The following is a 26,109-nucleotide window of genomic DNA, read 5'->3' as shown; positions in this document are numbered from 1 at the left end:
GACGAAAGATCGAGGTGGATGTGGGGTGTCGCGCGTCAGGCGATCTTTGCCCGACGCGGCCTAGGCGCTGGTGCCCCAGCCGTTCCAGTACGTGATGTCCTCGATCGGCGGGCGCTCGGCGGGCTTGAAGTCGGTGCCCTTGGTGTACGCGATCGGCAGCATCGCCGCCTGCGTCACGTTCGCCGGGATGCCCAGGATCTCGGCCGCTTCCTGCTCGAACGCCAGGTGGAACGTGGTGAACGTCGAGCCCAGGCCGCGCGAACGCAGCGCGAGCTGGAGGTTCCAGACCGCCGGGTGGATCGACCCGTAGAAGCCCGGGGCGTCCTCGACGTTCTTGATCCGGCCCTCGATGCACGGGATGACGAGAACGGGGACGCGGTCGATGATGTCGACCAGGTACTCCGACGACGTGCGCACGCGGTTCGCCTGCTGGTTGGCGTCGGTGGTCGGCTCGAAGCCGGCCGCCCTGATCCGCTCGTAGTACTGCGCGCCGCCGCGGCGGTACAGGTCCCCGAGCTTGGCCCGCCGTTCCTCGTCGGTGATGACGATCCAGCGCCAGCCCTGCCTGTTGCCGCCGGTCGGCGCCTGCACGGCGAGCCGCAGGCAGTCGAGGATCACCTCGCGCTCGACGGGGCGGTCCAGGTCGAGCCGCTTGCGGACCGAACGGGTCGTGGACAGCAGCTCATCGGTGACTGCGGTGTCGAAAGGCGTCGTCATGCTCCCGACCCTACGGGGAACGCACCACTCCGGGCCGCGATGAGTTCGGCCGGTTCCTTGGGTCTTGATCCTGTCCGCTGTCCCTGAGGAGAGGACCTTCCATGACCCACCGCCGGCTCGTGGTGACCGAGAACATCACCGCCAACGGAGTCGTCGAGTTCGTCGACGACTGGTTCGACCCGGGCGACCAGGACGGCGTGGACGATGTCTTCGCCGTGATGCGCGACCAGATGGCGCGCGAGGAAGCCCTGCTGTTGGGGCGGAGGACGTTCGAGGACTTCCGCGGCTACTGGCCGCTCCAGACCGACGACGCGTCGGGTAGTACCGAACACCTGAACCGGGTACGGAAGTACGTCGCGTCCTCGACGATGACCGATCCGGACTGGTCGAACAGCACCGTACTCTCGGGCCGGCTCGAGGACGAGGTCGCGGCCCTCAAGGCGCAGGGGGACGGTGGAGATCTGGGGATCACCGGCAGCATCAGCGTGGTGCACGCCCTCATGCGCGCCGACCTCGTCGATGAGTACCGGCTGTTCGTGTTCCCCGTCCTCAGCAGCCGCGGCCGCAACCTGATGCCCGACGGCCTGTCGCCGCACGGGCTGACCCTGGCCGAGTCCACCTCGTTCCGCTCCGGGGTGGTGCTGCAGATCTACACCAGGCGATAGCGTCCAACGCGTGGCACTTGGAGCGATGAGCCAGGACGAGATCCACCGCCTCTACGGACCCTGGCGGAACCGGACACCGGCGGACGCCGCGGAACGGTTCGCCGGGTATCCCGGGCGTTGGTGGATCGCGGGCGGATGGGCCATCCAGGCGTTCACCGGGGTCGAACGGAAGCACGGCGACCTGGACCCGAGCATCCCCAGGCAGGAGCTCCCCCTGCTCCGCCGCCACCTGGCCGGACGGATCGACCTGTGGGCGGCGGATCAGGAGGTCCTGCGCGTCCTCCTCCCCGGCGCCCTCGACGAGGACCCGCTGCCGGACAGCTGCGAGAACGTGTGGGCGCGCACAAGCGGAGCGGATCCGTGGGAGTACGACATCGTCCTGATGTCCGTCGTCGAGGACAGGTGGGTGTTCAAGCGCGACGCTCGGATCTCCCGGCCGATCGACGAGATCGTCTGGACGCGGGACGGGATCCCCTACCTGCGGCCGGAGATCCAGCTGCTGCACAAGGCGCGGGGTCTCCGTCCGAAGGACCAGTCGGACTTCGACGCCGCCTGGCCGATGCTGGCTGCCGAGGACCGGCGTTGGCTGCGGGAGGCGATCACGATGACGCAGCCGGACCACCCCTGGCTCGCTCGGATCTGACCTCTAAGGCCTTGTCTCCCACTTATCGCCTGACGCGCGATGCCCGACGCTCGTTGGAGACACGGCCTGGCCGCGATCTTTCCTCCGGCCGTTGGTTCGCCCGGTCCAGCCCGCCCTGGGCGCCAATGATCATGTTCACATGATCATTGGCCCTTTACGTGGGGTGGACGCCAGGTAATGGGGCCACTGGCCGGGTAAGGCGACCCCCAGTAGGAAAGGCACTTCGGTCTTTCGCAGGTCAATGTCGCCCACCAACACCTGAAATCCCGAGGCTGGTCCGCATGGCGAGACATCCGCCCTGGTCGACCGGCGGGAATGCGGGCCTCTCACATACCGTTGTCAAGGGTCCTTCTCTGCCGCCGACGGGACTTGTCGGTGGCCCCGGTTAGCATCGTGAACCCTGGAGTCTCCGGGTCCAAACCGGCGTGTCCAGGAAGCCCTGACCCGCACCGCACAGCCCAGGACGGAACTGCCGACGTGGCCGACCAGCTCATCATCCGAGGTGCCCGAGAGCACAATCTCAAGGACGTGTCTCTCGAGCTGCCGCGCGACGCCCTGATCGTCTTCACCGGCCTCAGTGGCTCCGGGAAGTCGAGTCTGGCCTTCGACACGATCTTCGCCGAGGGTCAGCGCAGGTACGTGGAGTCGTTGTCGGCGTACGCGCGCCAGTTCCTCGGCCAGATGGACAAGCCCGACGTCGACTTCATCGAGGGCCTCTCACCCGCGGTGTCGATCGACCAGAAGTCCACCTCGCGCAACCCCCGGTCGACGGTCGGCACGATCACCGAGGTCTACGACTACCTCCGGCTGCTGTACGCGCGGATCGGCCACCCGCACTGCCCCGAGTGCGGCCGTCCTATCGCCCGGCAGACCCCGCAGGCGATCGTCGACAGCATCCTCGAGCTGGAGGAGGGCGCGCGGTTCCAGGTGCTGGCGCCGGTCGTGCGCGGGCGCAAGGGCGAGTACGTCGAGCTGTTCCGCCAGCTGAGCACGCAGGGTTACTCCCGGGCGCGGGTCGACGGCGAGGTCTACCCGATCGGCGAGGTGCCGAAGCTCGACAAGCAGAAGAAGCACACGATCGAGGTCGTCGTCGACCGGCTGCAGGTCAAGAGCACCGCGAAGCAGCGGCTGACCGACTCGATCGAGACCGCGCTGCACCTGGGCGGCGGCCTGGTCACGCTCGACTTCGTCGACCTGCCCGAGAAGGATCCGCAGCGGGAGCGGGTCTGGTCGGAGCACCTGTACTGCCCGTACGACGAGCTCTCGTTCGAGGAGCTCGAGCCGCGCTCGTTCTCGTTCAACTCGCCGTACGGAGCCTGCCCGGCCTGCACCGGGCTCGGCACGAAGATGGAGGTCGACCCCGACCTGATCGTGCCCGACCCGAGCAAGTCGCTGGACGAGGGCGCGCTCACGCCGTGGTCGGGGCCGCAGTTCTCCGACTACTTCGGGCGGCTGATCACCGCGCTCGCGGAGACGCTCGGGTTCCGCACCGACACCCCGTTCGAGAAGCTGCCGGCGAAGGCGAAGAAGGCCTTGCTGTTCGGGCATCCCGACCAGGTGCACGTGCGGTACAAGAACAGGTACGGCCGGGTGCGCTCGTACTACACGGCGTACGAGGGCGTGATCTCGTACGTACAGCGCCGGCACGCCGAGGCGGAGTCGGACACCAGCCGGGAGCGCTTCGAGGGCTACATGCGCGAGGTGGACTGCCCGACGTGTGACGGCACCCGGCTGAAGCCGATCTCGCTCTCGGTCACGCTGGGCGGGAAGTCGATCGCCGCGTGGACGTCGCTGCCGATCTCCGACATCGCGGCGCAGCTGATCGAGCTGGACCTGTCCGCGCGGGAGAAGCAGATCGCCGAGCGGGTGCTGAAGGAGATCGGCGAGCGGCTGCGGTTCCTGCTCGACGTCGGCCTCGACTACCTGACGTTGGACCGTCCGTCCGGCTCGCTGTCGGGCGGCGAGGCGCAGCGGATCCGGCTGGCGACGCAGATCGGGTCGGGGCTGGTGGGCGTGTTGTACGTCCTCGACGAGCCGTCGATCGGCCTGCACCAGCGGGACAACCACCGGCTGATCGAGACGCTGATCCGGCTGCGCAACATTGGCAACACGTTGATCGTGGTCGAGCACGACGAGGACACGATCAAGACCGCGGACTGGGTGGTCGACATCGGCCCGGGCGCGGGCGAGCACGGCGGCCAGGTGGTGCACTCGGGCACGTTGGACGGGCTGCTGAAGCACCCCGACTCGATCACCGGCGCGTACCTGTCCGGCCGGCGCGAGATCCCGCTGCCCGCGATCCGCCGCCCACCGACGCCGTCGCGCAAGGTCACCGTGCACAAGGCGTACGAGCACAACCTCAAGGACGTCACGGTCGAGTTCCCGCTCGGCTGCTTCGTCGCTGTCACCGGGGTGTCCGGGTCGGGCAAGTCGACGCTGGTCAACGACATCCTCTACAAGTCGCTGGCCAAGCAGATCTACGGCGCCAAGGACGTGCCGGGACACCACCAGAAGCTCACCGGCACCGACCAGGTCGACAAGATCATCCACGTCGACCAGTCGCCGATCGGCCGGACGCCGCGGTCCAACCCGGCGACGTACACAGGCGTGTTCGACCACATGCGCAAGCTGTTCGCGGACACGCCCGAGGCGAAGGTGCGCGGCTACCTGCAGGGGCGGTTCTCGTTCAACGTCAAGGGCGGCCGCTGCGAAGCGTGCTCCGGCGACGGCACGATCAAGATCGAGATGAACTTCCTGCCGGACGTCTACGTGCCGTGCGAGGTGTGCCACGGGGCGCGGTACAACCGCGAGACGCTCGAGGTGCACTACAAGGGCAAGTCGATCTCGGAGATCCTCGACATGCCGATCGAGGAGGCGAACGAGTTCTTCGCGGCGATCCCGGCGATCTCGCGGCACCTCAAGACGCTGGTCGAGGTCGGGCTGGGGTACGTCCGACTGGGCCAGCCCGCGCCGACGCTGTCCGGGGGCGAGGCGCAGCGGGTGAAGCTGGCGTCTGAGCTGCAGAAGCGTTCGACCGGCCGGACCCTGTACGTGCTGGACGAGCCGACGACCGGCCTGCACTTCGAGGACATCCGCAAGCTCCTCGGCGTCCTGTCGGCGTTGGTCGATCAGGGCAACACGGTGATCGTGATCGAGCACAACCTCGACGTGATCAAGACCGCCGACTGGATCATCGACCTCGGCCCCGAGGGCGGCAACCGCGGCGGCATGATGGTCGCGGAGGGCACCCCGGAGTCCGTGGCGGCGAACGAGGGCAGCTACACCGGCCAGTTCCTCCGCCAAGTCCTCCCCGCCGAGGGCGTCCCCCACGGCCGGCGCGCGGCGGTGAAGAAGGTGGCGGCGAGCAAGTCGGCGGCGAAGAAGGCGACCACGACGACGGCCAAGAAGACGACCGCGAAGAAGGCGGTGGCCAAGAAGGCCGCGGCAAAGAAGACGCCGGCGAAGCGGACCGCCAAGAAGGCAACCGCCCGCTGAGCTGCCGGCCTACGCGACGACGCGCCTCTCCATCCAGGGGGTGGAGGGCGCGCGTGCCTGTGGGGAGCCGCGTCCCGCATCGTGACTTTACCCACGAGGAGGGCGTTCCCGGGCCAACGATCGGCCCCAGAACGCCCCCTTCGTGGGTAAAGTGCGCCGCCCGGCCGCCCCGGCTAGATCTACCTATGTCGGCCAGCGTCAATACGGCCGGTTGCGGACCCCGGCGGCACGGTTTCGGCAGGGCCGTAGAAAGAATGGGAACGTAACCACATCAGATGTTTCCACCCCGACCCGAGGGACCGCGCTCGATGATCCGCGTCGCCATGCTCAGCTTCTGGCACGTCCATGCCCGCGACTACGCACGTCAGGCCACCCAACATCCCGAAGTGGAGATCGTCGCCGCCTGGGATGAGGACCCCGAGCGCGGCCGGGCTCAGGCCGAGGAGCTCGGCGTCGAGTTCCACGAGGAGCTCAAGGACGTTCTCGCCCGCGAGGACGTCGACGGCGTCATCGTGGACACGCCGACGAACGTGCACCGCGAGGTCATGGTCGCCGCCGCCAACGCGGGCAAGCACATCTTCACCGAGAAGGTGCTCGCCCTCACCCTGCACGAGGCGAACGAGATCCTCGCAGCGGTCGAGACCGCCGGCGTCAAGCTGACCGTCTCCCTCCCCCGCGTGTACGACCCGTACACGCTCGCGATCAACGAGGTCCTCGCCAGCGGCCAGCTCGGCGACGTCACCCTCACGCGGACGCGCCTCTCGCACAACGGGGCGATCGGCGAAGGCTGGCTGCCCGGTCACTTCTACAACGCGGAGCAGACCGGCGGCGGCGCGCTCGTCGACCTCGGCTGCCACCCGATGTACCTCGCCCGGATCTTCCAGGGCGGACTGCCGGAGACCGTGAGCGCGACGTACGGCCACGTCACCGGCCGCGAAGTCGACGACAACGCCGTCGCCGTCCTGCAGTACCCGAACGGCGCGATCAGCGTCGTCGAAGCGGGTTTCGTCAACCGGTACTCGCCGTTCAGCGTCGAGGTGCACGGAACGGAGGGCAGCCTGCTGTTCGGCACCCCCGACGCCAAGCTGCTGGTAAGGAGCCCTCAGCAGAAGGATGGCGAGACCTTCGTCGAGGTCCCGCTCCCCGACCGCGCGCCGATGGCGTTCGACCAGTGGGTCGGACACATCAACGACGGCACCACCGCGACCGAGAACATCGCGCTCGCCGTCGACCTCACCCGGCTGATGGAAGCCGCCAACCTGTCTGTCCAGAACGGCGCGCCGGTGCGCCTCGACAGTCTGGCTCAGTAAGTCACGAAGGCAGTAACGAAGGAAGGACAAGTTCCATGACCGTGAACGTCGGGCTCATCGGCTGCGGCGGTATCGCCAACCCCCACGTGAAGGGCTATCTGCAGATCCCCGACAAGGCGAAGGTCACCGCCGTCGCCGACGTCGTCGAGGACAACGCCAAGCGGCGTGCGGACCAGCTCGGTGGGGCGCAGATCTTCTCCGACTACAAGGAGATGATCGCGAACGCCGACATCCAGGCGGTCGACATCTGTCTCCCGCACCACCTGCACGCCGACGCGATCATCGCGGCGGCCAACGCGGGCAAGCACATCCTCTGCGAGAAGCCGCTCTGCATCACGACCGCCGAGGCGGAGGCCGTCACCAAGGCCATCAAGGACAACGGCGTCACGCTGATGTGCGCGCACAACCAGCTGTTCAGCCCGCCGATCGCCAAGGCGCGCGAGCTGATCCAGTCCGGCGCGCTCGGCAAGGTGTTCGAGCTCCGGACGACGGACTCGTTCTTCAACGGCGGCCTGAACAAGGACATGGGCTGGCGCGGCAGCCTCGACACGGCGGGCGGTGGCGAGCTGATCGACACCGGCTACCACCCGACCTACATGCTGCTGCACCTCGCGACCGACGTTCCGACCGAGGTCGTGGCGATGACGTCGCGGCACCGGCTGGAGATGCAGGGCGAGGACTCGGCGCAGGTGCTGATCCGGTTCGCCGACGGTTCGGTCGGCAACATCGTGACCAGCTGGGCGTACGTGCCCGCGTCGACGACCGAGCGGTTCTCGGTCGTCGCGGAGAAGGGCAACCTGTGGAGCGACGGCAAGTCGCTCACGACGTTCATCGACAAGGAGACCACGACGCACGACTTCGACCCGGTGGACGGGTTCGCGGCCGAGATCGAGGACTTCATCGGCTGCGTCACCGAGGGCCGCCGGCCGATCAACACCGAGGTCGAGGGCATCAACGTGCTGAAGGTCATCCTTGGCGCGTACGCCTCGGTCAAGGACGGCAAGATCGTCAAGCTCGCCGACCTGTAAGCACCACGTGAACGAACGCCCCGGCCGGGATCCGGCCGGGGCGTCGTCATGCTCAGCCGTTCAGCCGACCGGCACCTGCACCGAACCCGACGAAGGCACCGGGTACGACGTCCCGTTGACCACCAGCGTGCTGATCCCCGGCGGCGCGTAGACCAGCACCTTCGTCGGCGCCAGCCGCCACGTGCCCCGCCAGGTCAGCGTGAGCTGGGTGGCCCCCGTCTTCCGGAACGTCAGGTCCACCGGCCCGTGCACCGTCGGCATCTTCAGGAACCGCGTGTCCCGCGACGTCGACACCCAAGCCAGCGGACACAACCGCAGCAGGTGCAGCTCGCCCTCGACGATCGAGTCGTCCACCACCGCGTGCCGCACCAGCCACGCCCCGGTCGCCGCCACCGACGGCAGCGAGCACATGCCGGTCCGGTGCTCGAACGGGACGTACGTCTGCGGCGAGATCGCCCCGGCCAGCTGCGAGTACATCCCCTCGAGGAAGCGCGCCCGGTCGCCCAGCTGCCAGGAGTGGAACACGTTCCAGCTGTAGATCGGCTCGCACGTCGACAGCTCGTGGATCAGCGCCGGCCGGTCCAGCGCGTTCTTCCGGCTGCCGTCCCCGTACGCCGCGACGTTCGGGCCGAGGCGGAAGTAGTCGCAGAACTTGACCATCCGCTGGTCGTTCGCGTTCATCAGCCCCGCCCACACCAGCACCATCGCCCCGACGTCGAGCAGCGTGATCTCGCCGAAGCCGCCCTGCCCGGCCGCCGTGAGGTTCGCCGAGTAGATCGGGTACAGGTTGCCGTCCGGGTGCCGCCACTTCGGCCGGTTCGCGTTGAAGCTGTCGAACGCCGCCAGGAAGCGGGTCTTGAACGTGGCAGCCAGGCTGGCGAACTCGGCCGCTCGCGGGTGATTCTCCCTACTGAGCAGGCGAATCGTGGTCATGAGCCCCTTGTAGAGCCACGCCATGTTCCACACCGACACGACCGGGTCGCCCTCGTCGGTCGAGACCGCCGGCGGCGGCAGCCCTGCGACACCGTTGTGCCCGGTGATCGCGCACGCGGTCTTGATGAAGTCGCAGGCTTTCACCAACGAGGGCAGCCAGTTCGTGATGAACGTACGGTCCCCGGTCATCAGCGCGTGCGTGGAGGCGGCGACCATGACCGCGCCGTGGTCGGTGAGCCAGTTCACCGCCTTGAGGTGGTCCGGTGTGCCGTAGTAGCCGGGGTTGGTAGCGGGGTACGCGGGTCCCGGCGGCGGCGTCGTTCCCTGGCCGCTGCGGTACAGCTCGAGGTGCCGCGCGACGCTCTCGTGCTGGCCGAGCAGGTCCATGAACATGTGGCTGGACATCGAGGTCGGCGTCGTCCAGAGCACGTCGTAGCCGTACGAGCCGGTGAGGTACGTGTACTGGTTCGATGCGGGGATCTTCTCGGCCACCAGGTCGGTGAACTGCACGTTCCGCCGCAGCGCCTCGTTGACGTAGGTCTCTGGCGTGTCCACCACCGCCGCGGTGGCCGGCTGCCGCGTCCAGTACGCGTCGGCCTGCGCGAGCGCGGCCTCGTAGCCGAGCTCGCACTCCTCGGTCAGCACGGCCTCGTTCTGGGACACGCACGCCAGCACGATGTCGGTATGGGCGCCGACGACGGTGTCGAGCTCGACGCCGATGTGGAAGATGGACTTCGAGGTATCCGGCTGCACCCAGGTGGGCTGCGGACCGGTGCCGAAGATCGCGCCGTACGGTCCCGTCGGCTGCCAGATCTTGAACCCGCGCCGGCCACCGCTGAGCGTCATCGCGGCCGACCAACCACCGTTGAGGTTGTCGGCAAGGTCGGGGAAGCCGGTCAGCACGACACCGTCCTGGAACGTGTACGGGTACTGGTGGCTGATGTAGGGCCGGGCGACCCTGATCGCGACGCCCACCCGCGCGGCGGTGGGCCGGTCCGCGGCGACGACCGACAGCCGGATCCAGGCGAACAAAGGCTCCTGCCCCGTGGCCACGTCGCCGCCTCCGCGCAGGTGTGCGAACACCGTCTGCCGAATCGTGACGCCGTTGCGCTGCGCCCAGTCCGTCTGCAGGACCGGCGTGGGGTTGGCGGCCCAGCTCTGCTGGCCGTAGCCGTAGTGGCCGTAGTCCTCGCGGTAGAGGTAGAAGTTGCCGTTCATCGGCTGGTGGTAGCGGAACGTGGGCGGCTCGAACCAGCCGCCGTACGGCGTGATGTCGAGCTGCATGCCCTGGCCCTGGAACGGAAGCACGCCCTGGGTGACCCGGCCGAGCGGGCACGGCGCGGCGATCACGGTGCCGTTGTAGAGCACGTTGAACCGGAACAGGTGGTCCTTCCACCCGATCGGGGCGGTGACGTTGCGGGGGTTCGGCCACCAGGCCTTGGCCACGTCGATATCGGTCTCACCCGACGGGCCGGCGATGGCGAGGGGCTCGGCCGGAGCCGCCGCGACCGGAGGCGCGGTGACGACGCCTCCTGCCAGTGCGGCGGTTCCCCCGAGGGCGACGAAGCTACGTCGGGACAGACGGTCCATGCATGCTCCCAGCGCAGAGAGAAACGGCTCGGACTCTTCGAAATGATGAAGATGTTTCTCTGTATTCGCAAGGATGAAGTGAGGACATAATCCGGGCGAATGGGTGGGAACATGGGCGAACTGCCCGCCGTACGGCACCTTGACGCCAGGCCTGAACCACCATGCCCCACAAGCCGACCGCGCCCGATTCGTCACCTCAGGTACGGCAGGAAGTGGTCCGCGGTCGCTAGCCTCATACCGTGACGGACCTGCCCTACCCGGCGCACTGGGAGGCCGACGTCGTTCTGCGCGACGGTGGCACCGCGGTCCTCCGACCCATCCGCTCCGACGACGACGACCGGCTGGTCGCCTTCTACAGCCGCGTCTCCGAGCAGTCCAAGTACCTGCGCTTCTTCGCCCCCTACCCCAAGCTCTCCCGCCGCGACGTCGACCGGTTCACCCAGGTCGACCACATCGACCGGGTCGGCATGATCCTCACGGTCGCCGACGAGATGATCGCGGTCGGGCGCTACGACCGGGTCGCCGAGGACGAGGCGGAGGTCGCGTTCCTGGTCGAGGACTCCCACCAGGGTCGCGGCGTGGGGAGCGTGCTGCTCGAGCATCTCGCCCAGGCTGCGCGGGAGAACGGCGTGCGCAAGTTCATCGCCGAGGTCCTGCCCGAGAACCGCAAGATGGTCACGGTCTTCAAGGACGCCGGCTACAATGTGTCCGGCGGGTTCGAGGACGGCGTCGTCCAGTTCGAGCTGGAGATCGAGCCGACCGACACCAGCATCCGCGTCATGACCGCTCGCGAGCACCGCGCGGAGGCACGTTCTGTCGAACGGATCCTCACGCCCAGCTCGGTCGCGGTCGTCGGCGCCAGCCGGTCGCGGGACAAGGTCGGGGCGGCGTTCGTACGCAACCTCGTGCTCGGCGGCTTCACCGGTCCCGTCTACGCGGTCAACCCGACGGCGCGGGCGGTCGCGGGCGTGCCGGCGTACGGGAGCCTGCTCGACGTCCCCGGCGAGATCGACCTGGCCGTCGTCGCGGTTCCCGCCGAGTCCGTCAACGAGGTTGTGCTCGAGGCCGCGGCCAAGAACGTCCATGCCCTGTTGGTCGTCTCCAGCGGGTTCGCCGAGACCGGGCGCGAAGGCAAGAAGCGGCAGCACGAGCTGGTGCGCGTCGCGCACGCGCACGGACTCCGCGTGGTCGGCCCGGCGGCGCTCGGCGTGATCAACACCGATCCCGCGTACGCACTCAACGCCTCGCTCTCCCCCGTCGTTCCGGCGCGCGGCAAGGTCGGCTTCTTCTGCCAGTCGGGCGCGCTCGGCACGGTGATCCTGCAGACCGTCGCGAGCCGCGGGCTGGGGCTGTCGACGTTCGTGTCGGCCGGCAACCGGGCGGACGTTTCTGGGAACGATCTCATGCAGTACTGGGAGGAGGACGCCGCCACCGATGTCGTCCTGCTCTACCTCGAGTCCGTCGGCAACCCGCGCAAGTTCAACCGCATCGCGCGGAGGCTGTCCGTCGCCAAGCCGGTCGTCGCCGTACGATCCGGGCGGTTCACGCAAGGCGTGCCGCTCGGGCACTCCGTGCACGCCGCGTCCGTACCGCAAGCCGCGGTTGACGCGATGTTCGCGCAGGCCGGCGTCATGCTGGTCGACACGCTCGACCAGATGCTCGACGTCGCGCAGGTGCTCGCGTACCAACCGTTGCCGGACGGCTCCCGCCTCGGCATCGTCGGCAACTCCGACGCGCTCGGCATGCTCGCCGCCGATGCCGCGGTCGAGACCGGCATGGCCGTGGCCCGCCAGCCCGCGGCGTTCCTCAGCGACGTGAGCGCCGAGGACTTGGAACGTGCCGTCGCGGAGATGGTCGGCGACGACGGCGTGGACGCGGTGGTGGTCGTGTACGTGTCGCCGCTCGACGTCGACGGCACCGAAGTCGCGCACGCGATCGCGCGAGCCACCGCGGACTCGGTGAAGCCCGTCGTGACGACGTTCCTCGGCACCCAGGGCGTTCCCGAGCCGCTCCGCCGCGTCGACGAGCAGGGCGTCGCGGTGCACGGCTCGGTGCCGTCGTACGCCTCGCCCGACGTCGCCGTCCGCGCGCTCGCGAAGGTCACTCGCTACGCCGAGTGGCGGGCGCGGCCGCGCGGGCGGATCCCGGTTTATGAGGACGTCGACACCGAACGCGCGCGGGCGATCATCGAGAACGTGCTCACCGACCATCCGAAGGGCACCGTCCTCTCCGAGTCGTGCATGCGCGAACTCCTTGCCTGCTACGGGATCGACGTGTGGCAGACCCATCCGGTGTCATCGGTCGACGAGGCGGTGGTGGTCGCGGAGAAGCTCGGCTGGGACGTCGTGCTGAAGGGCGCGGCGCCGCACCTGCGGCAGCGTCCCGACCTCGCCGACGTGTGGCGGAACATCGCGGCGGAGGACGAGATGCGCTCCGCGTGGACGACCCTGTCGGCGACGATCGGCGACCCGTCGGAGGCGCGATTCGTCGTACAGAAGATGGCCGGGCAGGGCGTGCCGGTCGTGGTGGCGTGCGCGGAGGACCCGATGTTCGGGCCGATCGTCTGGTTCGGGCTGGCGGGTGTGGCGACCGAGCTGCTCGGCGACCAGGCGTTCCGGATCCCGCCGTTGACCGACGTGGACGCGTCGAACATGGTCCGCGAGGTCCGCGCCGCGCCGCTGCTGTTCGGGCACTCGGGTGGCGACCACGTGGACGTCGGCCGGATCGAGGACCTGCTGCACCGGATCTCGCGGCTGGCGTACGACATCCCCGAGGTGCTCTCGGCGGAGCTGACGCCGGTCCTCGCCGGCCCGACCGAAGCCGCCGTCCTCGGCGCCGCGGTCCGCGTCGGCCCGGCAGACCTGGGTTCGCGAACGGACTGGTTCGTCCGTCGCCTCGACCACCACTGACGTCGCGATGATTCCGGCCGCCTTCGGCTGGTCATTCAGGCCGTGTCTCATGACTATCGCCTGGCGCGCGACACCTCGCATCGTGGTCGCCTTACCCGGCCAGTGGCCGCTCCACCTGGCGTCCACCCCACGTAAAGGGGCCAATGATCATGTAAACAGGCTCTTCTTAGCCAAGGGTGGTGGTGGGGCTGGTAGCAGACCTGTCGGCGTGTCTCCTCGTGAGGGGGGTCCTGTGCCGGTCAGTCTCGGTTGGTTGCGAATCAGCCGGGGCTGGAAGGAGCACAGGACCCGTGGATGACGTTACTGGGTGGACGGCCGCGTTGGGCCTTGAGGGGTTCGAGGTGACTCGGGCGGTGGAACTGCTCGGGGAGTGGAACCTGCTGATTCAGACCACGGCCGGGTCGCAGGCGTGTCGGGAGGCGTGTCGGGAGGCGTGTCGGGAGGCGTGTCGGGAGGCGTGTCGGGAGGCGTGTCGGGAGGCGTGTCGGGAGGCGTGTCGGGGGTGTGGGGTGGTCGCGTCGCCGCATGGTCGGCGGCCGGTGGTGGTGCGGGATCTGCCGATTGCGGGTAAGCCGGTGCTGCTGGTGTGGCATAAGCGGTTGTGGCGATGCCGCGAACCTCGTTGCCTGCAAGGAAGAACGACCACGGCGACGGCCACGGCCACGACGACGACGACGACCACGGCGACGGCGGTGACGTGGTCTGAGACGAGTGAGCTGATTCGGCCGCGGCGGTGTATGACCGAGCGGGCGGTGGCCGAGGCGGTGCGCCGGGTCGGTCAGGACCAGTCCGCGGTGGCGACGGTGGCCGCGGAGTTCGGTGTGTCGTGGGGCACGGTCAACACCGCCGTCGTGGCCGCCGCGAAGGCGCTGCGCCGGCCACCGGAGGCGCGTGCGGTGACCGCGGTCGGCGTCGATGAGCACGTGTTCGGGGCCCGTGGGCCGGTGCAGTGGATGCGGTTCTGCACCACCATCGTCGACGTCGGCCGCGGGAAGCTGCTCGATGTGCTGCCGGGCCGCACCGGCCGGATCGTGTCCGACTGGTTCGCCCACCGGGACCCGGCCTGGCGGGCCGGTATCCAGGCCGCGGTGTGTGATCCGCTGCGCTCCTACCGGTCCGGGCTACGGACCGGGCTGCCGCAGGCCAGCGTGGTGCTCGACGCCTTCCACCTGGTCAAACTCGGCACCGACACGACCGAACTGGTCCGCCGCCGGGTCCAGTTCGACCAACTCGGCCGCCGCGGCCGCAAGGGCGACCCCCTGCACGACACACTGCGGCTGCTGCGCAGCAAACCCGAGGCCTTCACCCCCGACGGACACCGCGCCACCCGACTGCGCACCGTCCTACTCGACCACGACCCCACCGGCCAGGTCGGCGCCACCTGGGAGATCGCCCACCGCCTCCGCCACCTCTACCAACGCGTCGACACCACGGCGAGGCAGCGTTTCCCCAACAAAACAAGGGTCACCGCACGCCTTGACCGGCTCATCGCCGACGCCCGCTACTACGCCCACCACGACGACATCCCCGAACTAGCGACCCTGGCGAACACCCTCACCGAGTGGCGCGACCCCATCCTCGCCCGAGCCGACCACCCCTACGCCAGCAACGGCCCCACCGAAGGCACCAACACCATCATCAAGAAGATCAAACGCATCGGCTTCGGCTTCCGCAGCTTCACCAACTACCGCGCCCGCATCCTCCTCGCCTGCGCCGACATAGACTGGCCACCCAAACCCGCAGCCACCCACATCAGACACCGCACACCACGCTTGGCTGCGTAGAGCCTGTAAACCTGATCATTGGCCCGAGGGCGGGGCCGGACCCGAGCACGGTCGACAGGCTGCGGCTGGAGGCGACGGACGGCCCGTTCGCGACCGGAGCGGGTCCGCTCGTCCGCGGCTCCACCCTGGCGCTCACGATGGCGATGGCCGGTCGGGTCGCGGTCTGCGCCGACCTCACGGGCGCCGGCGCGTCAACCTTGGTTGACAGGACGACGTCGTCAACGTAGGTTGACACGCATGACAGACGTTCTGGTCGAGTCGCTGCGAGCCCAGGACCCGCTGCCCGCACTGGTGGAGATCGCGCGGGCGCGGAACGCGCTGGAGGCGGAGACGGAGATCCAGGTCCGCCGGGCTCGGAACCTCGGCGTGTCCTGGCACCTGATCGCCGCGGCGCTCGGCGTGAGCAAGCAGGCCGTGCACAAGAAGTTCGGCCGCGGCCTCCTCCGACGAAAGTAGGGACGATGCCTTCTCGTTCGCCCCGGCGCCCACCGCCCAACCGGCGGCGCCGGAGCATGTTCTCCCGGCTCCGACAGCGCGTGTTCGCCGGCGCGCCCAAGAAGCGCGGCGGCCAGCCACCGCATCCGAGCGAGGGTGGCGACTTCGGCGGCGTCCGCGAGCCTCGCCGCCCCAAGCGCGGCCCCTCCGGCGCGGCCGCCGAGCGCGACGAGCCCCGCGACCAGTTCCTCGAGCTGACCTCGATCCCGCACTGACACACGGTTACCGCACGGTTGTTGACCGTGCACGCGGCCGGTGGAATCGTGCGATCCATGACCGCGTCGACCGAGTCCTTCCGCGCCGCCCGCGACTTCCTGCTCGACCACCGGGACGACTACGCGACGGCGTATCGCGACTTCACCTGGCCCGAGCTCGCCACGTTCAACTGGGCCCTGGACTGGTTCGACGTCCTCGGCGCCGAGCGGCCGGACGAGCGAGCGCTCTGGCTCGTCGGTACGGACGGAGCCGACGGCTCGCTCACGTTCGCGGAGATGTCGAGTCGCTCCAACCAGGTGGCGAACTTCCTTCGTACACAGGGCGTTCGGCGCGGCGACCGCGTCCTCCTCGTGCTCGCGAACATCGTCCCGCTCTGGGAGACCATGCTCGCCGCCTGCAAGCTCGGTGCGGTCGTCATCCCCGCGACGACCCTCCTGGGTCCGAACGACCTCGTCGACCGGATCGACCGCGGCGCCGTTCGGCACGTCGTGACGTCGAAGGACCAGGTCCAGAAGTTCGACGGCATCACCGGCGACTGGACCCGAACGGTCATCGGCCAAGCCGAAGGTTGGACGTCGTACAGCCAAGCGGACCAGGCCGACACGACTTTCGTCGCAGACGGCACGACGAACGCGAACGACGAACTCCTGCTCTACTTCACCTCCGGCACGACAGCGCTCCCGAAGCTCGTCGAGCACACCCACCAGAGCTATCCGGTCGGCCACCTGTCCACGATGTACTGGATCGGGCTGCGCCCCGGCGACATCCACCTGAACGTCTCCTCACCGGGCTGGGCGAAGCACGCCTGGAGCTCGTTGTTCGCGCCGTGGAACGCGGGCGCGTGCATCCTCGTCTTCGACTCGCCGCGGTTCGACGCCCAAGCACTGCTGGACGTGATGCGGCGCTGCGAGGTGACGACGTTCTGCGCGCCGCCCACGGTCTGGCGGATGCTCATCCAGCAGGACCTTTCCGCGTACCAGTTGAACGTCCGCGAGCTCGCCAGCGCCGGCGAGCCGCTCAACCCGGAGGTCATCGAGCAGGTTCGTGCCAAGTGGGGGTTGACGATCCGCGACGGGTACGGGCAGACCGAGACGACCGCGCAGATCGGCAACCCACCCGGGCAGGAGCTGCGGCTCGGCTCGATGGGCCGCCCGCTGCCCGGCTACCCGATCGCGCTGGTCGATCCGATCAGCGGCGAGGTGGGGCCGGAGGGCGAGATCTGCATCGACCTGTCCCGCCGCCCGACCGGTCTGATGACGGGCTACCGCGACGACGCCTCGCGTACGTCGGAGGCGATGGCCGGCGGTTTCTACCACACCGGCGACGTCGCCTCGGTCGACGCGGACGGCTTCGTCACGTACGTGGGCCGTTCGGACGACGTGTTCAAGGCGAGCGACTACCGGATCTCGCCGTTCGAGCTGGAGAGCGTGCTGATCGAGCATCCGTACGTCGCCGAGGCCGCGGTGGTGCCGGCGCCTGACCCCCTACGTTTGGCGGTCCCCAAGGCGTACGTCGTGCTAGCCGGCAACGCCGAACCGACCGCCGAGCTGGCGTTCGACATCCTCCGGCACGCCCGAGAGCAGCTGGCTCCGTACAAGCGGGTCAGGCGATTGGAGTTCGGCGACCTACCAAAGACGATCTCCGGCAAAATCCGCCGCGTCGAACTGCGGACCGCCGAGGCCGAAAGGACTGCGCGAAACCCCCATGAGTACTGGGAAGAGGACTTTCCCGACCTGAAGGCCTAGTACATAGGGACTATGGCCCAATCCCTTGGTTGCGACGACACTCCCCCAGAAGGAGAGGGGTTGGAACCATGGGTAGATCGCGCATTCAGCTGCGCAGGTTCGTGGCGGTTTCCACCGGACTGGCTACCGCGGCCGCGATGGTCGCGTTGACGCCAGCCGTGGCGACGGCCGGAGGAAAGGGGGGCGTACGCGTCGTCGCGTCGGGGTTGGACAACCCGCGTGGACTGACTTTCGCCAACAATGGAACGCTTTACGTCGCTGAGGCAGGCAAGGGCGGCGCGGGTCCGTGCTTCGAGGGCCCAGAGGGCAACGTCTGCTTCGGTACGTCCGGCGCGATCACGAAGGTGAGCCACGGCAAGCAGAAGCGCATCGTCACCGGCATGCCGTCCACCGCCGCGCCCGACGGCTCGGGGGCGATCGGACCGTCCGATGTCGATGCCCGATGGGGCGATCTCTACTTCACGATCGGGCTCGGTGCCGACCCGGCACTTCGCAACCAGGTGCCGGCCGCGGGCAAGAAGCTGGCGACACTGCAGAAGGTGAACGGCAAGGGCAAGGTCAAGCAGATCGCGGACCTCGGCACGTTCGAGGCAACCGTCAACCCGGACGGCGATCTGCCGGACTCCAACCCGAACGGCCTCCTGGTCCGTGGTGACGGCGTCTACGTCGCCGACGCGGGCGGGAACTCCATCGTTCGGGTACGCAACGGCAAGTCCAAGGCGGTCGCGGTGTTCCCGGAGCGGACCGTTCCGGTGCCGTTCCCGCCGGGGACGTTCTCGATGGACCCGGTACCGACCAGCGTGGTCAAGGGTCCGGACGGCGCGTTCTACGTGTCCGAGCTCACCGGCTTCCCGTTCCCGGTCGACGGCGCCCAGGTCTGGCGGGTGAAGAACGGCAAGGCGAAGGTGTTCGCGAAGGGCTTCACGAACATCATCGACCTCGCGTTCGACAACAGGGGCCGGCTCTACGTGCTGGAGATCAACTCCAACGGTCTCCAGGACCCGGCCGGTGCCGGCTCGCTGATCCGCGTCGGCAAGAACGGCAAGCAGACGGTCGTCCACACCGGCCTGATCATGCCGGGTGGCGTGGCGCTGCGCGGTGGCGCCGCGTACGTGACCAACTGCGGCGTCTGCGCGGGTGGCGGAACGGTTCTGCGGATTCCGTTGTAACCGACCGATGAGTTTTGCCGCGGCGTCCCGTCTCTACTGCTGACGACACACTTCGCCAGCACGGAGACGGGACGCCGCACATGACCAGCCAGACCGAAACCCCCACGCAGGACCGAGCCGCACGCTGGCTCCGTGGGCCGCTGCGCCCGTTCCGCAACGGCCAGTACCGCCTGCTGAACGGCTCGGTCGTCTTCGCGCTCGTCGCCGGCGGCACCTGGATCATCGCCCTGGTCTGGCAGGTCATCGCCTGGGGCGGCGGCGCCGCTGAGCTGTCCCTCGTGTCGACCTCCGGCGCGGTCGGCATGATCGCCGCGAGCCTGCTCGGCGGCGTGATCGCCGACCGGATCCCGCAGCGCCGGATCCTCCTCGTGGTGACCGCGGTCCGGCTCGTCGCGATCGGTACGGTCGCCGCGCTGGCCCTCACCGGGTTCCTGCAGGTGTGGATGCTCGCCATCGTGGCGTTCGTCATCGGCGTAGGGAACGGGTTCACGTTCCCCGCCTACTCCGCGCTGCTGCCGATGATCGTTCCGGAAGAGGACCTGCTGGCGGTCAACGGCCTCGAGGGCGCGATGCGTCCGGTCATCGGCCAGGTGGCCGGTCCGGCCCTGGCAAGCGCCGTGGTCGCCGCCGCGTCGCCCGCCGCCGCGATCGCCTTGGTCGCGCTGTTCGAGCTTGCCGGACTGCTCTGCCTGATCGCGATGAAGCCGGTCGCACTCCGCCGCGAGTCCGAGGGCCACTCCGCGGGCGCGCTGCTGACCGACCTGCGCGAGGGTGTGCAGTACATGACCCGTACGGCCTGGCTGGCGGCGACGATCCTGTTCGCGGCCGTGCTGATCCTGCTCATCATGGGCCCGATCGAGGTGCTGATCCCGTTCCTGCTCAAGGATCGCGCCGGTGGCGGCCCCGGCGACCACGCGATCGTGCTGGCCGCGTTCGGCATCGGCGGCACCCTCGGCTCCCTGGGCATGGCGACGAGGAAGCTGCCGCGCCGCTACCTGACCGTGATGGTGAGCCTGTGGGGTCTCGGCTGCCTCCCGCTGGTCGTCGTGGGTGTCGCGACGAACGTCTGGGTGATCGCCGGTGCGGTCTTCGTGGTCGGTGCGCTGTTCTCCGCGCCGATGGTGATCTGGGGAACGCTGCTCCAGCGCCGCGTCCCGCCCGCGCTACTCGGCCGCGTCTCCAGCCTCGACTTCTTCGTGTCGCTCGTCTTCATGCCGGTGTCGATCGCGATGGCCGGCCCGGTGAGCAAGGCGATCGGCCTCTCGACGGTGTTCCTGATCGCCGGCGTCGTCCCGCTCCTGCTCGCGGTCGTCGCGATCGTGGTGGCGAAGCTGCCGCAGGACGAGATCGCGCACCCGCTGGACACCGAGCCCGTCGCGGAGCCGAAGCTCGCTTCGGTGACCGAGCTGCCGGTCCGCGACGACTGCGACGGGGTGCCCTGCGCGCAGGCTGCCTGACCTGCAGCCCCGGAGAACTGCCACGCCAGGGAGGCGCCATTGTCCCGCCATGACCGTGCTGCCAAGGTACGCGCATGACCACGCACGAGCACCACGCGCAGCACGCGCAGCACGCACATCATGGCGGCGACGGCTTCCCTGGCGGCCTCCGCATCTCGCAGGACGGCTACACCCTGGCGTTCGAGGAGACGCTCCTCAAGCCGGGCGAACAGCAGCTCCGCTTCCAGATCCTCGGCCCCGACGGCAAGCCGGTCACGGAGTTCACCTCGATCCACGACCGCGAGTTGCACCTGATCATCGCGCGACGCGAGCTGACCCACTTCTGGCACGTTCATCCCGAGCTCGCTCCCGACGGGACCTGGTCCATTTCCATCGAACTCCCTTACGCAGGGGCGTATCGGGCGTTCACCGACATCCAGCCCACCGCGTTGGGTTCGACGATCACGCTCGGCTCCGACCTCGCTCTCGCGGGCGACTACCAGCCCGAGCCGGTGCCAGCGATCGTGCCGACCTACGAGGTCGACGAGTACGAGGTCTCGCTCGCCGGAGAGCTGGCGACGGGCGACGGCGGGCATGTCGTGTTGACCGTTCGGCGGTCCGGCGAGCTGGTGTCCGACCTCGAGCCGTACCTCGGCGCGTACGGTCACCTGGTCCTGCTGCGGTTGGGCGATCTGGCGTACGTCCACGTGCATCCGCACGGCGAGCCCGGTGACGGCGTCACCGCGTCGGGGCCGGAGATCGCCTTCCACGCGGTCGCTCCGGGGCCGGGGACCTACCGCGCGTTCCTCGACTTCCAGCACGGTGGCGTGGTGCGTACGGCCGCTTTCACCCTGCTGGCAACGGGATGAAGGTTGTCGTTCTGCTGTACCAGGGCGTGACGGCACTGGATGCGGTCGGGCCCTACGAGGTGCTGTCGCGGCTGCCCGACACCGAGGTGCGGTTCGTGGCCAAGGAGGCCGGTCCGGTGACGACCGAGGGCGAGTCGTTGCTGCTCGGCGCTCCGTACTCGATCGACGAGACGCCGGCGGCGGATGTGCTGATCGTGCCGGGCGGCATGCGGACGCCTTCGCAGATGGTCGACGACGAGACGCTCGCGTGGATCCGTGCGGTGCACGAGACGACGACGTGGACGGCTTCGGTGTGTACGGGCGCGCTGATCCTCGGCGCCGCCGGGTTGTTGAAGGGCGTACCGGCGACGACGCACTGGTACAAAATGGGCGTGCTCAAGGTCATGGGCGCGAAGCCGCAGCCGGAAGCGCGGATGGTGCGGTCCGGGAAGATCGTGACCGCGGCGGGAGTGTCGGCGGGCATCGACATGGCGCTGTGGCTGGCCGGCGAGATCGGTGGGCAGGAACGGGCCGAGGCGATTCAGCTGACGATCGAGTACGACCCGCAGCCGCCGTTCTCCGCCGGGCATTTCAGCAAGGCTTCGGAGCCCGTACGGAAGCTCGGCAAGCAGTTCATGGACGACATCATGCCGGCGGATCAGAAGCGGCTCGTGCCGAAGATCGCGTGGCGGCGGTTCATCGATCTGGTGCGGACTCGGCGGTGAGGATCGCCTCGGAGCCGACGGGCTGAAAGCCGGCCGCGAGAACGGCCCGGAGCGAGGCGGCATTGCCGGGCGAGACCTGGCACCACAGGCTCGCGCCCTCGGGAACGAGGTGGCGGGCGGCCTCGATCACGCGGCGGCCCAGTCCCCTGCCCCGGTAGGTCGGATCGACCTCGAACGCGGCCTCCCACCTCCCGGCGAGGCCGCGTCCGACTGTCAGCACGGCGCCGTCGGTGACGTAGGTCCGTACGTCGTCGCGGTGCTCGAGGCTGCGTTCGACCCTGGCGTGGTTGCTGGTGTCGGCCTGCTCCAGGTGCAGGTCGGGCGTGCCTTCGAGCCGTGGCGCGAGCAGGGCGACGTCGATGCAGCCGACCTGCCTGCCGAGCTTCTGCTCGAGTGCGTACAGGAACGGCGGATTCAGCGGCGCGGTGAAGTCGCCGTCCGGAACATACGGCCGTGCCCATTGCTCGTCGACATCGGCGGCGACGACGAAGTGCGCGGTGAACGCGACCACCACGGAGTCCCGCTCCGAAGGCGGCGGCACGAACCGCACGGCACCGTCCGCCGGCGGAAACACCCCGCGCTCCACGTCCGCGTAGATCTCGCCCAGCTCGCTCATGCGCCCATCTTGCCTGCTGGCGCTGACCCACCGGCGCCGCTAGCGGCTGAGCGGCTGGTGCAGCTCCCACAGGTCGTACTCGTACAGCGAGTCGCACGTCGGCCCGGCGCAGGAGTCGGTGAAGACGACCTTCGTATGGTCCGAACGTGGCAGCCACCCGTCTTTCGTCCGTACCAACCCGGCGTTGTGGTTGCGCGCGAAGCCTGTTCGTTCCGGGGAGATCACACCTTCGACGTGCCACGTACCCTCGCCCCGCAGCAACGTGCGCGCGTCGATGGTCGCGACCTGCACGGCGCGGCCGATCCACCACGGGTTGTCGCCCTCGGGAGGGTACGGATGCTGCTCGCGCACCACGACGAACCGCCGCGACCTGGGCTCGTACGCGATGTCGTAGTTGTTCAGCCAGTCCGTTCCCCCGTCGGTCCCCGTCAGCCCGGCCGTGGTCAGCTCGACCGGCTCGCCGACGCGCATCCTGTCGACGTTCGACAGGTCCACGGAACGATGGAACGCCCGCGTCGACGTGTCGCCCTGCGTGTAGAACAGCTCGACCCGCCCGGTCCCCGGCGACAACGTGAGTGCGGACGGCTGCCCCGCGCCCCACTGCGACACGTTCTGGAACCGCACCACCGGCTCGGGGTACTTCCGCCACGGCCCATCGAGCGAGTCCGCGAACGCGACGCCGACCTGGTTGTGCGCGGAGGCGTCGAGATCGTTGCCCAGATAGAACATCGCGTACGAGTACCGATGCCCGCCGTACCGGAACACCCCCGCGACTACGCTCGGATCGCAGGTGTGGAACGAGTCCCAGCCGGTAAGACTCGCCTGCAGGACAGAGCGATCGGTCACGATCGAGCCACCCACGAACTTCGTGTAGTAGACGTGGTCGCGGATCACCCGCGGGTCCTGGTTGTGGCACGTCCACATCCAGCGCGTCGAGCCCTCGTCGATCACGCTCGGCCCGTACGCGTAGATGCCCACGGGCGCGTCGTACACCAGCTTCGGCTCCGGCACGGCGGCCCCGGAGGGACCGAACGCACCGATCAGGGCACCTGCCACGAGCAACCGTCCTAGCATGACCGTTCTCCCTTGGCTAGAGGTGGGCGAGGACTCGTTCGGCGAACAGTGCTTGGAACTTCTCCAGATCGACATCGACCGCGACATCGGCGTTCGTGGCGTCGCTCGGCCGGGTCCAGGCGCTGTTGGCGCCGGGCAGGTACGCGACGCTCGTTCCCGCGGTGAGGTCGCCGGCCGTCTCCACCGCGACCCGGGCGGGTACGGTCCGCAGCAGCTCCGGCTGGATCGCGGCCGCCACCGCGAGCGAGTCGAACAGGTGCAGGCCGACGTCACCGGCACCCTCGAGGTCGTGGAACCAGGAGGCGCACGAAGCCTCGACGAACTTGCCGAACTCGGTGTCGTGCTCGTCCCCCACGTCCGCCCTCGTCAGCCTCGTGCGATGGCAGACGTCCAGTCCGACGAGCGTCGGGTGCAGGCCGGCGTCAAGCACGGCTTGCGCTGCCTCCGGGTCCATCCAGAAGTTGAACTCGGCGGTCGGCGTGATGTTGCCCGGCACCTCGTACGCGCCGCCCATCACGACCAGCCGCCCGATCCGACCGGCGATCTCGGGCCGCATCGACAACGCGTTCGCGACGTTCGTCAGGGGACCGATCGCCACCAGGGTCACCGGGTCGGGCGACGTCTCGATGCTTGCCACCAGCGCCGCGGCGGCGTCGGTCGGCACCTCGTCCAGGTCGGCAGCTGGGATCAGCCGGTCGGCGGCACCCCGTTCGGCCAACCAGGCAAGGGGTCCCGGCCTCCGCCCTGGTACGAGCGGCTGGCGCGCGCCGGCCTTGACGGGCACGTCCGCGCGTCCGACCAGCTGCAGCATGTGCACGGCGTTCGCGTACCCGTGGTGAACGGGAACGTTGCCCTGCACAACCGTGACGAGGCGGAGCTCGACCTCGGGCGAGTACGCGGCGAGGGCGAGCGCGAGGCTGTCCTCGGGATCGGTGTCGATCGTGCCCATCCCCGGGTCGGTGTCAATGATGAGTTGCATCCCCGTCAGTCCTTCAGGCCGGTCGTCGTCATGGATTGGGTGAAGTGGCGTTGGAATCGCAGCATGAGGATCATCGGAACGAGCGTGAGTACCAGCGATCCGGCGAAGATCTGGCCGAAGTCGACCGTGAACTGTCCCTGCAGGTTCGCGAGCGCGATCGGCGCGAGCTGCTTCGCGGGCTCGGTTCCGATCAGCAGCGGCCACATGTACGCCTGCCACTGGAAGAGGAACAAGGTCAGCCCGGCCCCAACCAGTGCTGGCCTCGACAGCGGTAGGTAGATCCGCGTGAACACGCCCCACCAGCCCATCCCGTCGACGCGCGCCGCCTCCACGAGCTCGCGCGGGATGGCGAGGAAGAACTGCCTCAGGAGGAAGATCGTGAACCCGTTGCCGATACCCGGCAGGATGAGCCCGGTGTAGGTGTTCTGCAGGCCCCAGTCGCGGAACAGGTTCGCGAGCGGGATCGCGATCGCGTCGAACGGGATGAGGAAGCTCAGCACCACAACGCCGAACACGATGCCCGCACCACGAAATCGCAACGCCGACAGGCCGAACGCCGTCGAAGCGCAGATCGCCAGGCCGACCACCACGGTGACGAAGCAGACCCACAGCGAGTTGAGGATCGCGCGGCCGAAGTCGCCCTGCACGAGGTTGGCGTAGTTGGCGAAGTTCGGACGCAGCGGGACGAAGCTCTCCACCGACAGCGGCGACAGGTAGCGCAGAAAGTCGTTGCCGGGGTTGAGCGAACTGGTCAGCACCCACAGCAGCGGCAGGATGAACAGGATCGCAATGATGGCTGCAGCTGCCGTACGCAACCTGAGCTTGACAGTGTGCATCTAGTCGACTCCTCGACGGTTGAGGAGCCAGAACTGGACGCTGACGATCGCGGCCATCACCAGGACGAGCAGCACGACCTCGGCCTGAGCGAGGTTCACATCGCCTACCTGGTAAGCCTTGTTGTAGATGTCGAACATCACCAGCCGCGTGGTGTTCTCAGGCCCGCCGTTGGTGAGGATCTGGATCGGCGCGAAGACCAGGAAGTTCGAGACGGTGTCGGCGACGAGCACGAAGGCGAGCGGGCGCCGGAGCAGGGGCAAGGTGATGTTGACGAACGTCCGCCACGTTCCGGCGCCGTCGACCTTGGCCGCCTCGTAGTAGGACGCGGGGATGTCCTGCAGGCCGGCAATCAGGAAGATCATCCAGTAGCCCACGCCGATCCAGGACAGCATCACGAGCACCGACCACATCGCCTGCTGCGGCGAGGTGAGGAACGGTTGCCTGCCGATGCCGATGACGTCGAGGAAGGCGTTGATGAGACCGTTCGGCTGGAACGCGATGCCCCAGATGATCGTCGACACCGCCGCGGGGACGGCGACGGGGATGAACACGAACGCGCGCCAGACTCGCCCGCCTGGAAGGACTTTGTGCAGGAGGAGGGCGATGAGCAGCGCTGTGAGGATCTGGATCGGGTTGACGATCAGGCTGAAGATCGCGGTGACCTTGACGGTCTGCCGGAAGCCAGGGTCTTGGAGGAGGTCGACGTAGTTCTGCAGGCCGACCCAGCTCGTGGTCTGCCGGAGGACGCTGGTGCGTTGCAGGCTGTCAAGGAACGCGTCGACGGCGGGGACGACCCGCAGCAGGACCAGCGCGATCGCGCCGGGTGCGACGAACGCGAGCGCCACGAGCCACTGTTGGTCGCGCAACCTCTTGCGCGTCCTCGATGGCGTTTGCG

Annotated in this window: 21 protein-coding genes and 1 pseudogene; 15 read left to right on the top strand and 7 right to left on the bottom strand. The window is 68.7% G+C overall.

What is annotated here, in order from left to right; all coding sequences use genetic code 11:
• Positions 1 to 60 precede the first annotated feature (60 nt).
• Positions 61 to 717 (bottom strand): nitroreductase family protein, encoded by a 657-nt coding sequence (locus tag JOD67_RS19450; protein ID WP_205119029.1) that lies wholly within the window; start codon positions 715 to 717, stop codon positions 61 to 63.
• 101 nt (positions 718 to 818) lie between these two features.
• On the opposite strand from JOD67_RS19450, the gene JOD67_RS19445 reads away from it, so the two are divergent.
• The 5 genes from JOD67_RS19445 (at position 819) to JOD67_RS19425 (ending at position 7,858) form a co-directional block, all read left to right on the top strand.
• Positions 819 to 1,382, top strand: a complete 564-nt coding sequence (locus tag JOD67_RS19445; RefSeq protein WP_205119028.1) for a dihydrofolate reductase family protein — start codon at positions 819 to 821, stop codon at positions 1,380 to 1,382.
• A gap of 10 nt (positions 1,383 to 1,392) precedes the next feature.
• On the top strand, positions 1,393 to 2,025 hold the full coding sequence (locus JOD67_RS19440; protein WP_307782456.1) for a hypothetical protein: 633 nt from the start codon (positions 1,393 to 1,395) through the stop codon (positions 2,023 to 2,025).
• Between the two features lie 477 nt (positions 2,026 to 2,502).
• The gene (gene uvrA / locus JOD67_RS19435) at positions 2,503 to 5,520 is read left to right on the top strand and encodes an excinuclease ABC subunit UvrA (protein ID WP_205119027.1); all 3,018 of its coding nucleotides are present in this window, start codon (positions 2,503 to 2,505) and stop codon (positions 5,518 to 5,520) included.
• 308 nt (positions 5,521 to 5,828) lie between these two features.
• Positions 5,829 to 6,830: a Gfo/Idh/MocA family protein gene (locus JOD67_RS19430; protein WP_239553916.1), complete on the top strand. Its 1,002-nt coding sequence runs from the start codon at positions 5,829 to 5,831 to the stop codon at positions 6,828 to 6,830.
• A gap of 35 nt (positions 6,831 to 6,865) precedes the next feature.
• On the top strand, positions 6,866 to 7,858 hold the full coding sequence (locus JOD67_RS19425; protein WP_205119026.1) for a Gfo/Idh/MocA family protein: 993 nt from the start codon (positions 6,866 to 6,868) through the stop codon (positions 7,856 to 7,858).
• A 60-nt stretch (positions 7,859 to 7,918) separates the two neighbouring features.
• On the opposite strand, the gene JOD67_RS19420 is transcribed toward JOD67_RS19425, so the two are convergent.
• Positions 7,919 to 10,381 carry a hypothetical protein gene (locus JOD67_RS19420; RefSeq protein WP_205119025.1) on the bottom strand — a complete coding sequence of 821 codons (2,463 nt, stop codon included), beginning with the start codon at positions 10,379 to 10,381 and terminating at the stop codon, positions 7,919 to 7,921.
• 239 nt (positions 10,382 to 10,620) lie between these two features.
• Here JOD67_RS19420 and JOD67_RS19415 point away from each other — a divergent pair, with 239 nt between their 5' ends.
• The 10 genes and pseudogenes from JOD67_RS19415 (at position 10,621) to JOD67_RS19375 (ending at position 21,708) form a co-directional block, all read left to right on the top strand.
• Entirely contained in the window at positions 10,621 to 13,290 is a 2,670-nt protein-coding gene (locus tag JOD67_RS19415; protein ID WP_205119024.1) for a bifunctional acetate--CoA ligase family protein/GNAT family N-acetyltransferase, read from the top strand.
• Between the two features lie 176 nt (positions 13,291 to 13,466).
• Positions 13,467 to 13,856: pseudogene (locus JOD67_RS41975) on the top strand (hypothetical protein); the annotation flags it as partial.
• 126 nt (positions 13,857 to 13,982) lie between these two features.
• The gene (locus tag JOD67_RS19410; protein ID WP_307782728.1) at positions 13,983 to 15,074 is read left to right on the top strand and encodes an ISL3 family transposase; all 1,092 of its coding nucleotides are present in this window, start codon (positions 13,983 to 13,985) and stop codon (positions 15,072 to 15,074) included.
• 237 nt (positions 15,075 to 15,311) lie between these two features.
• The gene (locus tag JOD67_RS19405) at positions 15,312 to 15,530 is read left to right on the top strand and encodes a hypothetical protein (protein WP_205119022.1); all 219 of its coding nucleotides are present in this window, start codon (positions 15,312 to 15,314) and stop codon (positions 15,528 to 15,530) included.
• Between the two features lie 56 nt (positions 15,531 to 15,586).
• Positions 15,587 to 15,784, top strand: coding sequence for a hypothetical protein (locus JOD67_RS19400; RefSeq protein WP_205119021.1), 198 nt, complete (start codon positions 15,587 to 15,589; stop codon positions 15,782 to 15,784).
• A 57-nt stretch (positions 15,785 to 15,841) separates the two neighbouring features.
• Positions 15,842 to 17,530: an AMP-binding protein gene (locus JOD67_RS19395; protein WP_205119020.1), complete on the top strand. Its 1,689-nt coding sequence runs from the start codon at positions 15,842 to 15,844 to the stop codon at positions 17,528 to 17,530.
• 68 nt (positions 17,531 to 17,598) lie between these two features.
• Positions 17,599 to 18,699, top strand: coding sequence for a ScyD/ScyE family protein (locus JOD67_RS19390; RefSeq protein ID WP_205119019.1), 1,101 nt, complete (start codon positions 17,599 to 17,601; stop codon positions 18,697 to 18,699).
• A gap of 80 nt (positions 18,700 to 18,779) precedes the next feature.
• A complete protein-coding gene (locus tag JOD67_RS19385; RefSeq protein WP_205119018.1) occupies positions 18,780 to 20,156 on the top strand; it encodes an MFS transporter in 1,377 nt (458 codons plus the stop codon).
• A 74-nt stretch (positions 20,157 to 20,230) separates the two neighbouring features.
• Positions 20,231 to 21,004, top strand: a complete 774-nt coding sequence (locus tag JOD67_RS19380; RefSeq protein WP_205119017.1) for a DUF8832 domain-containing protein — start codon at positions 20,231 to 20,233, stop codon at positions 21,002 to 21,004.
• Positions 21,001 to 21,708, top strand: a complete 708-nt coding sequence (locus tag JOD67_RS19375) for a DJ-1/PfpI family protein (protein WP_205119016.1) — start codon at positions 21,001 to 21,003, stop codon at positions 21,706 to 21,708. The genes JOD67_RS19380 and JOD67_RS19375 overlap by 4 nt, the downstream gene beginning before the upstream one ends.
• Here the strand turns inward: JOD67_RS19375 and JOD67_RS19370 are convergent.
• Genes JOD67_RS19370 through JOD67_RS19350 form a run of 5 tightly spaced genes read right to left on the bottom strand, consistent with a single transcriptional unit; the run spans position 21,680 to position 26,080 of the window.
• On the bottom strand, positions 21,680 to 22,324 hold the full coding sequence (locus JOD67_RS19370; protein ID WP_205119015.1) for a GNAT family N-acetyltransferase: 645 nt from the start codon (positions 22,322 to 22,324) through the stop codon (positions 21,680 to 21,682). The two genes, JOD67_RS19375 and JOD67_RS19370, sit on opposite strands and share 29 nt — an antisense overlap.
• 39 nt (positions 22,325 to 22,363) lie before the next feature.
• A complete protein-coding gene (locus tag JOD67_RS19365; protein WP_205119014.1) occupies positions 22,364 to 23,380 on the bottom strand; it encodes a glycoside hydrolase family protein in 1,017 nt (338 codons plus the stop codon).
• Between the two features lie 34 nt (positions 23,381 to 23,414).
• The gene (locus JOD67_RS19360) at positions 23,415 to 24,377 is read right to left on the bottom strand and encodes a nucleoside hydrolase (RefSeq protein ID WP_205119013.1); all 963 of its coding nucleotides are present in this window, start codon (positions 24,375 to 24,377) and stop codon (positions 23,415 to 23,417) included.
• Between the two features lie 5 nt (positions 24,378 to 24,382).
• Positions 24,383 to 25,213: a carbohydrate ABC transporter permease gene (locus JOD67_RS19355; RefSeq protein ID WP_205119012.1), complete on the bottom strand. Its 831-nt coding sequence runs from the start codon at positions 25,211 to 25,213 to the stop codon at positions 24,383 to 24,385.
• Positions 25,214 to 26,080 (bottom strand): carbohydrate ABC transporter permease, encoded by an 867-nt coding sequence (locus JOD67_RS19350; protein ID WP_205119011.1) that lies wholly within the window; start codon positions 26,078 to 26,080, stop codon positions 25,214 to 25,216.
• Between the last annotated feature and the right edge of the window lie 29 nt (positions 26,081 to 26,109).

Source organism: Tenggerimyces flavus, assembly GCF_016907715.1.
Taxonomy (GTDB): Bacteria; Actinomycetota; Actinomycetes; order Propionibacteriales; family Actinopolymorphaceae; genus Tenggerimyces; species Tenggerimyces flavus.
Note: the sequence above shows the minus strand (reverse complement) of the source record. Positions and strands in the feature narration are given on the sequence as shown.

Bases quoted from the DNA above. Each gene is read 5' to 3' on its own strand.
- JOD67_RS19450 (WP_205119029.1), bottom strand. From the start codon at position 717: ATGACGACGCCTTTCGACACCGCAGTCACCGATGAGCTGCTGTCCACG.
- JOD67_RS19445 (WP_205119028.1), top strand. From the start codon at position 819: ATGACCCACCGCCGGCTCGTGGTGACCGAGAACATCACCGCCAACGGA.
- JOD67_RS19430 (WP_239553916.1), top strand. From the start codon at position 5,829: ATGATCCGCGTCGCCATGCTCAGCTTCTGGCACGTCCATGCCCGCGAC.
- JOD67_RS19425 (WP_205119026.1), top strand. From the start codon at position 6,866: ATGACCGTGAACGTCGGGCTCATCGGCTGCGGCGGTATCGCCAACCCC.
- JOD67_RS19420 (WP_205119025.1), bottom strand. From the start codon at position 10,381: ATGGACCGTCTGTCCCGACGTAGCTTCGTCGCCCTCGGGGGAACCGCC.
- JOD67_RS19405 (WP_205119022.1), top strand. From the start codon at position 15,312: ATGACAGACGTTCTGGTCGAGTCGCTGCGAGCCCAGGACCCGCTGCCC.
- JOD67_RS19400 (WP_205119021.1), top strand. From the start codon at position 15,587: ATGTTCTCCCGGCTCCGACAGCGCGTGTTCGCCGGCGCGCCCAAGAAG.
- JOD67_RS19395 (WP_205119020.1), top strand. From the start codon at position 15,842: ATGACCGCGTCGACCGAGTCCTTCCGCGCCGCCCGCGACTTCCTGCTC.
- JOD67_RS19390 (WP_205119019.1), top strand. From the start codon at position 17,599: ATGGGTAGATCGCGCATTCAGCTGCGCAGGTTCGTGGCGGTTTCCACC.
- JOD67_RS19385 (WP_205119018.1), top strand. From the start codon at position 18,780: ATGACCAGCCAGACCGAAACCCCCACGCAGGACCGAGCCGCACGCTGG.
- JOD67_RS19380 (WP_205119017.1), top strand. From the start codon at position 20,231: ATGACCACGCACGAGCACCACGCGCAGCACGCGCAGCACGCACATCAT.
- JOD67_RS19375 (WP_205119016.1), top strand. From the start codon at position 21,001: ATGAAGGTTGTCGTTCTGCTGTACCAGGGCGTGACGGCACTGGATGCG.
- JOD67_RS19370 (WP_205119015.1), bottom strand. From the start codon at position 22,324: ATGAGCGAGCTGGGCGAGATCTACGCGGACGTGGAGCGCGGGGTGTTT.
- JOD67_RS19360 (WP_205119013.1), bottom strand. From the start codon at position 24,377: ATGCAACTCATCATTGACACCGACCCGGGGATGGGCACGATCGACACC.
- JOD67_RS19355 (WP_205119012.1), bottom strand. From the start codon at position 25,213: ATGCACACTGTCAAGCTCAGGTTGCGTACGGCAGCTGCAGCCATCATT.